Origin of the sequence: Aliivibrio kagoshimensis (assembly GCF_050337105.1) — a bacterium.
In the GTDB taxonomy this organism is placed as follows: Bacteria; Pseudomonadota; Gammaproteobacteria; order Enterobacterales; family Vibrionaceae; genus Aliivibrio_A; species Aliivibrio_A kagoshimensis.
Map to the genome: position 1 here is coordinate 1 of NZ_JAKJSQ010000117.1, position 6,494 is coordinate 6,494.

Here is a 6,494-nt window from a genome sequence, read left to right on the forward strand (position 1 = left end):
GAATGTAATATTCTTAGTAAATTAACCAAAATACTTGCAGTCAGTTACAGGAGTCAATCATGACTAATGCATTTGAAAGTATCCAACAAGGTCTAATGGAAGCCATAGAGTTTGCAGAAGGCAAAACTAAAAAGGCTACAGTCCACAAGTTTGATCCTGTAGATGTAAAAGCTGTGCGTAATAATGTCGCTATGACACAGGCTGAATTTGCCTCTACCTTTGGAATTAGTTTGGGTACGTTGCGTCATTGGGAGCGTGGTGATAGAACACCAAGAGGTCCAGCTTTGGTTTTACTAAATGTTCTTGCTAAAGACCCTCAAGCAGTCATTAGAGCACTGTCGTAACCAAGCTCGAAGTCTCTCTATCGAATGCATTTGATCGCTCTGCACGGAGTGATTAAAACGGGATTAACGAAGTTAGTCGGCCGAATAAATCGAGTCTTAAGACCGAACCTAAAACTGCATTAAGTGCCAGAAAATTTGATAATAAAAAAGCCAGCATGTTCACATGCTGGCTCTTTTTATGTCACGGGTTTATGCCGTTTCTAGTTTGCTCTTCTCATCACCCTCATCAGAAAGTTCTGTATCGCCTTTCCCTTTGGAGCGTTTTATCACGTAACCGGTAATGAACAGTGTGGCAATCATACCGACTAGGGTAGAGGTGCTCATCGGTAGTCCAAAGCCAAGTTGACTGTTGTTTAAGATGAACGTGATGCACACTGTGGTCATGAACATGGCTGGAATCGTAGTGATCCAGTGGAACTTATTGAAGCGAAGTAGATAAGCAGACGCTGTCCACAACATCATGACGGCAGTCGTCTGGTTAGCAAAACCGAAGTAGCGCCAGATAATACCAAAATCAACCTGAGTCAGTATTGCACCAAGAAGGAATAGCGGTAGAGCCATCATTAAGCGGTTCTTAATCGGCTTCTGATCCATATTGAAATACTCAGCCAGGATAAGACGGCTTGAACGGAACGCCGTATCACCTGATGTGATAGGAAGAATCACCACACCTAAGAAAGCTAAGATACCACCAAATACACCCAATAGACCAAATGACGAGCTGTATACCACATTACCAGGTCCGCCATTGGCGACAGCGTCAGCCAGTGAGTCAACAGAGCCAAAGAATGATAGAGCTAACGCACACCAGATAAGGGCGATAATACCTTCACCGATCATGGCACCGTAAAACACAAAACGACCGTTCTTCTCGTTTTCGATGCAGCGAGCCATTAGTGGTGACTGAGTAGCGTGGAATCCAGAGATAGCACCACAAGCGATAGTGATGAACAGCGCAGGCCACAGTGGTAGATTATTAGGGTTCATGTTGGTAAACATCTGACTCATCTCGTAACCACCAAGCAGAGTGTATTCGCTTGAAAAGGCAACTGCAGTGATAAGGCCAACTGACATGAAAATTAATAACGCACCAAATAGTGGATAGAAACGACCAATAATTTTATCGACTGGCACAATGGTGGCGATGATGTAGTAAGCGAAAATGATAACAACCATGGTGGTCATTGAGAGATTAAAACCAGTCTGTTCATTAACTAAGGTTGTGATCATGCCTGCTGGTGCTGATACAAAGACCACGCCAACCAGAAGGAGTAATACAATCGCGAAAATGTTCATGAAGTGCTTAGCACCTTGGCCTAAATATCGACCTGTAATGGTCGGTACGGAAGCACCGCCATTTCGAATCGATAACATACCAGAAAAGTAGTCATGTACTGCGCCAGCAAACACACAACCCAGAACAATCCACAACATAGCCGCTGGACCGTAAAGGGCACCCATGATTGGGCCGAAAATTGGACCGACACCAGCGATATTGAGTAGTTGAACTAAGTATACTTTTTTGTTCGACATTGGCACAAAGTCAACGCCATCTTGTTTGGTAAATGCAGGTGTTTTACGCTGCTCGTTAATACCAAATATTTTTTCTACGATTGCGCCATAGATGAAGTATCCACCGAGTAGGGCTGCAACACAAAGGAGAAACCACGCCATAATTTTATCCGTCCATTTTAGTAAGTTATTACCATTGTAAATGGAGGGATAAAACGATCATCTAGGAAAGCATTGAGTGGTTAAATAGCCACTTAAGTGGTCGGTGAACAGCCTGAGTGGTTTTATAAAATGGTTAATGTAGCCCAAATCGGTCTTTTAACTCTTTAAGATAGCGACGGCTTACGGGGGCGATATGACCGTGGGTGGTGGTGATTTCTGCCAACCCGTTCTCTAACAGTTTGATTTCAGTAATCGCTGTCGGTTGGATCAAATACTGACGATGGCAACGAATCAACGACGTTTTCTCCTCAAGCACTTTTAAGGTTAATTGTGTGGTTGAAATGGTGTTACCACTGGCAACATGGACGCCAGAAATATTGACGAAAGCGATTTCAATATCTTTAGGGGTTAACAGGGTAAAACGGTTATGACCACTACACGGGATCAACTCCAACTGTTCAGAAGAGAGAGGGGAGAAATCATGAGGCTTCTGTTCACGCTGTAAGCGGAGTAACGTTTTGTTTAACCGCTCCGCTTCTACAGGTTTGAGTAGATAGTCAAACGCATTATCTTCAAAAGCTTTTAATGCAAACTCATCATAAGCCGTAACAAAGACAATCTTTGGCATGGTGTCAGGATCGAGCATACTGAGCATCTCTAAACCAGTGACTTGTGGCATTTGAATGTCTAAAAAAAGAACCTCAGGCTTTAACGTATTGAGCTGCTTTAAGCCATCAATAGCGTTACTGCAACTAGCAATAACATCGATTTGGCCACTCTCTTTGAGTAGTTCAATTAATTCATCTCGGGCATACAGCTCGTCATCTATGACCATCGCTTTAATCACTGTTTTCTCCCTCTTTTTTCAATGGCATTGAGATAGTTGCTGTTGTGGATTGATGTTCAATGCTGTGCATTGTTAACCCCCAACGTTGTCCAAACTGATTCTTGATACGTTTATCGACAATTTTCAATCCTAAGCCTGACTCATCAGCAGGTGCGGTGTAGTTTCCTGCATTATCTTTAACCTGCAAGATGACCGCCTCCCCCTCGATAAAGCCATTAATACTGATAATCCCATTGCTCAACAGTGTAGAGGTTCCATGTTTAACTGCATTTTCCACCAAGGGTTGCAGTGTAAATGTTGGTACCTGAAGAGAGAGCAGTTGTGGATCAATATCAAAGGTAATCGACAACCTATCAGAGAACCTTGCTAGCTCAATTTCTAGGTAGGCGTTAACATGCTTTAGCTCTTCATCAATGGTGACGCTCTCAATGTTCTGTTTCAAATTTCGTCGGAAAAATTGTGACAGATGTTGAATCAAACTCCTGGCCTTATCAGGATCTTTGCGGATGACGGCATTAATGGTGTTGAGGGCGTTAAACAGAAAATGAGGGTTCACCTGTGCTTGCAATAAACGCAACTCAGCTTGAGTTAATAGCGTCTGCTGCTCGATGTATCTGCCAGTTAATATTTGGTTTGAGAGGAGCTTGGCTAACCCTTCGCCTAAACTGATGTTGACTGAAGAGAACAACTTTTGTTTAGGTTCATACAGCTTGATGGTACCTAGAACTTCGTTTTCACCCCCAACGAGAGGGATCACCAGTGCAGATCCCAATTTACATTTTGGGTGTAATGAGCATTGGTAAGGCATTTCATAACCATCAGCATAGATTATTTTCTGCGCCTCAATGGCCTGTTTGGTATAGTCTGATGAAATGAGGGTGCCGGGAATATGATGATCATCGCCAATACCAGTGAAGGCCATGATTTTTTCTCGGTCGGTGATGGAGACTGCGCCAACACCGGTCTCTTCGTAAATAATTTGAGCCACTTGCTGCGCCGTTTTTGGGTTGAAACCGCTACTCATGATCCCCACTGAACGGTGTGCTATTTTTAATGCTTTACTTGAAAAGGCGGCCGAGTATTTCTCATAGATGGTTTTTCTATCTTGAATTATGCTCATAAATAGCGCCGCTCCCACGGAATTCGCGATAACCATAGGCAAGGCAATGGCACTCACTAAGTGCACTGCTTGATCAAAGGGTTTAGCAACCAGCAGTATAATGACCATCTGCATGACTTCGGCTACGAGGGTCACCACTAACACGATGCTAGGTCTGAATATCTGATCAACTTGACCACGGCGTACATAATAGCTGTGAACAAAGCCACCAATTAACCCTTCTGCAGTGGTTGAGATAGCACAAGCGACGTCGGTAAAACCACCCATTGAATAGCGATGAATTCCGCCGGTGAGTCCCACCGCAAACCCAACAAGCGGCCCGCCTAGTAACCCTCCCATCACGGCTCCAATGGCGCGCGTATTGGCAATAGCATCTTCAATCGTAAGACCAAAATAGGTGCCTAAAATGCAGAAGAGAGAGAAAAGAACATAGCAGGCAATTCGTTGCGAAAGTTGGCCAGAAACTGTGGTAATTGGCATAAATAGTGGGGTTTTGCTTAACAGATAGGCAATAACTAAATAGACACTAAGCTGTTGCAGAAGAGAGAAAATCAGTTCCATAGATACGCCATTAAGAAAATGAGTGATAACAGAGACATTTTATTGGCTAACAAACAATAAGCAATCTATAAATGTAGTAGGGAAATAGTTGATGAATTATTACTGTTTTTTATCGCTTATACTTGCTCGAAGAGGCTTCAAACTGTACCCTTGCGCCTAACTTTATATTCTTCATCACACTATTAGGATTTGAATCTTGATTTCAACAGCTAACATTACTATGCAGTTTGGCGATAAGCCTCTGTTCGAAAACATTTCCATTAAATTTGGCAACGGTAACCGTTACGGTCTTATCGGCGCAAATGGCTGTGGTAAATCCACATTCATGAAGATTCTTGGCGGTGAGCTAGAGCAATCAGCAGGTGTTGTATCGACGGATCCTAATGAACGTGTTGCTAAGCTGGGTCAAGACCAGTTTGCCTATGAAGAGTACAGCGTTGTTGATACCGTTATTATGGGACACAAAGAGCTGTGGACTATTAAGGAAGAACGCGATCGTATTTATTCACTTCCAGAAATGTCTGATGAAGACGGTATGCGTGTTGGTGATTTAGAAACTGAATTTGCTGAAATGGATGGGTACTCTGCAGAAGCTCGTGCGGGAGAACTACTGTTAGGTTTGGGTATTTCTGAAGACCAACATTTTGGAATGATGAGTGAAGTTGCTCCTGGTTTAAAAGTACGTGTTCTTTTGGCTCAGGTGTTGTTCGCAGACCCTGATATCATGCTTCTTGATGAACCAACCAACAACCTGGACATGCACACGATCAGCTGGTTAGAAGAGATTCTTCTGGCACGTAACTGTACGATGATTATCATCTCTCATGACCGTCACTTCTTAAACAGTGTTTGTACGCACATGGCCGACCTTGATTATGGTGAACTTCGTCTGTTCCACGGTAACTATGATGAGTACATGACAGCGGCAGAGCAAGCTCGTGATCAACTTCAAGCTGATAATGCGAAGAAAAAAGCCCAGATTGCAGATTTACAAACCTTTGTGAGTCGCTTCTCTGCGAATGCATCAAAAGCAAAACAAGCCACGTCTCGTCAAAAGCAATTAGACAAAATTCAATTGACTGAGGTGAAAGCATCAAGCCGCCAATCTCCATTCATTCGTTTTGACCAAGAGAAACCTCTGTTCAGAAATGCATTGGAAGTGGAATCACTGGTACAAGGCTATGGTGATAACATCCTGATTAACGGCGTTAATCTGATGGTAGAAGTGGGTGAGCGAATCGCAATTATTGGTGAAAATGGTATTGGTAAATCGACACTATTGAATACACTAGCTAATAGCATGGAGCCTATGTCAGGCATCGTTAAGTGGTCTGAAAACCACAATATCGGTGTTTATGCTCAGGATCATAGCCATGACTTTGCTGAAGATATAAACCTTCTTGAGTGGATGGGGCAGTGGAAACAAGAGGGTGACGACGAACAGACTGTTCGAGGAATTTTGGGTCGTATGCTGTTCTCACAGAATGACATCAAGAAATCGGTAAAAGTGATCTCAGGTGGTGAGCAGGGTCGCATGCTGTTTGGTAAATTGATCATGCAGAAATCAAACATCTTGTTAATGGATGAACCAACCAACCATATGGACATGGAATCGATTGAGTCATTAAACTTAGCGCTTGAAAACTATAAAGGGACATTGCTGTTTGTTTCTCATGATCGCCAGTTTGTTTCTTCTATCGCTACCCGTATTATTGAGATTACTAAAGATGGAATAGAAGACTTCCATGGCTCATACGATGAATATTTGCGCAAACAAGGCCTTAAAGGTTAACCGCACGAAAGACAACAGTTTTTGATAATAAGCCGACTTATGTCGGCTTTTTTATTAAAACTTGATCTTGAAACGTGATTTGATCAAAAGTTCGAACAATTGGTTGTTTTCTCTCAATTCATCCTTTAGAATGCGCGCCATCTAAGATTATTATAT

The 6,494-nt window shown here is 42.7% G+C and carries 5 protein-coding genes; 2 read left to right on the forward strand and 3 right to left on the reverse strand.

Features of this window, described 5'->3' with window-relative positions:
- Nucleotides 1-59 precede the first annotated feature (59 nt).
- Nucleotides 60-344 carry a NadS family protein gene (nadS, locus tag L4C32_RS19975; protein WP_428198651.1) on the forward strand — a complete coding sequence of 95 codons (285 nt, stop codon included), beginning with the start codon at nucleotides 60-62 and terminating at the stop codon, nucleotides 342-344.
- A gap of 189 nt (nucleotides 345-533) precedes the next feature.
- Here the strand turns inward: nadS and L4C32_RS19980 are convergent, their stop codons facing one another.
- From L4C32_RS19980 to L4C32_RS19990, 3 genes are all read right to left on the reverse strand, one after another.
- The gene (locus tag L4C32_RS19980; RefSeq protein WP_428198652.1) at nucleotides 534-2,018 is read right to left on the reverse strand and encodes a carbon starvation CstA family protein; all 1,485 of its coding nucleotides are present in this window, start codon (nucleotides 2,016-2,018) and stop codon (nucleotides 534-536) included.
- 133 nt (nucleotides 2,019-2,151) lie between these two features.
- Entirely contained in the window at nucleotides 2,152-2,865 is a 714-nt protein-coding gene (gene btsR / locus L4C32_RS19985; RefSeq protein WP_428198653.1) for a two-component system response regulator BtsR, read from the reverse strand.
- Nucleotides 2,858-4,546, reverse strand: coding sequence for a LytS/YhcK type 5TM receptor domain-containing protein (locus tag L4C32_RS19990; RefSeq protein ID WP_428198654.1), 1,689 nt, complete (start codon nucleotides 4,544-4,546; stop codon nucleotides 2,858-2,860). The genes btsR and L4C32_RS19990 overlap by 8 nt, the downstream gene beginning before the upstream one ends.
- A 196-nt stretch (nucleotides 4,547-4,742) precedes the next feature.
- Here L4C32_RS19990 and L4C32_RS19995 point away from each other — a divergent pair, with 196 nt between their 5' ends.
- Nucleotides 4,743-6,338 carry an ABC-F family ATPase gene (locus L4C32_RS19995; RefSeq protein ID WP_428198655.1) on the forward strand — a complete coding sequence of 532 codons (1,596 nt, stop codon included), beginning with the start codon at nucleotides 4,743-4,745 and terminating at the stop codon, nucleotides 6,336-6,338.
- Nucleotides 6,339-6,494: the final 156 nt, after the last annotated feature.

What these genes read in the sequence shown, in the direction of transcription:
- L4C32_RS19980 (WP_428198652.1), bottom strand. Translation starts at nt 2,018, where the DNA reads ATGGCGTGGTTTCTCCTTTGTGTTGCAGCCCTACTCGGTGGATACTTC.
- L4C32_RS19990 (WP_428198654.1), bottom strand. Translation starts at nt 4,546, where the DNA reads ATGGAACTGATTTTCTCTCTTCTGCAACAGCTTAGTGTCTATTTAGTT.
- nadS (WP_428198651.1), top strand. Translation starts at nt 60, where the DNA reads ATGACTAATGCATTTGAAAGTATCCAACAAGGTCTAATGGAAGCCATA.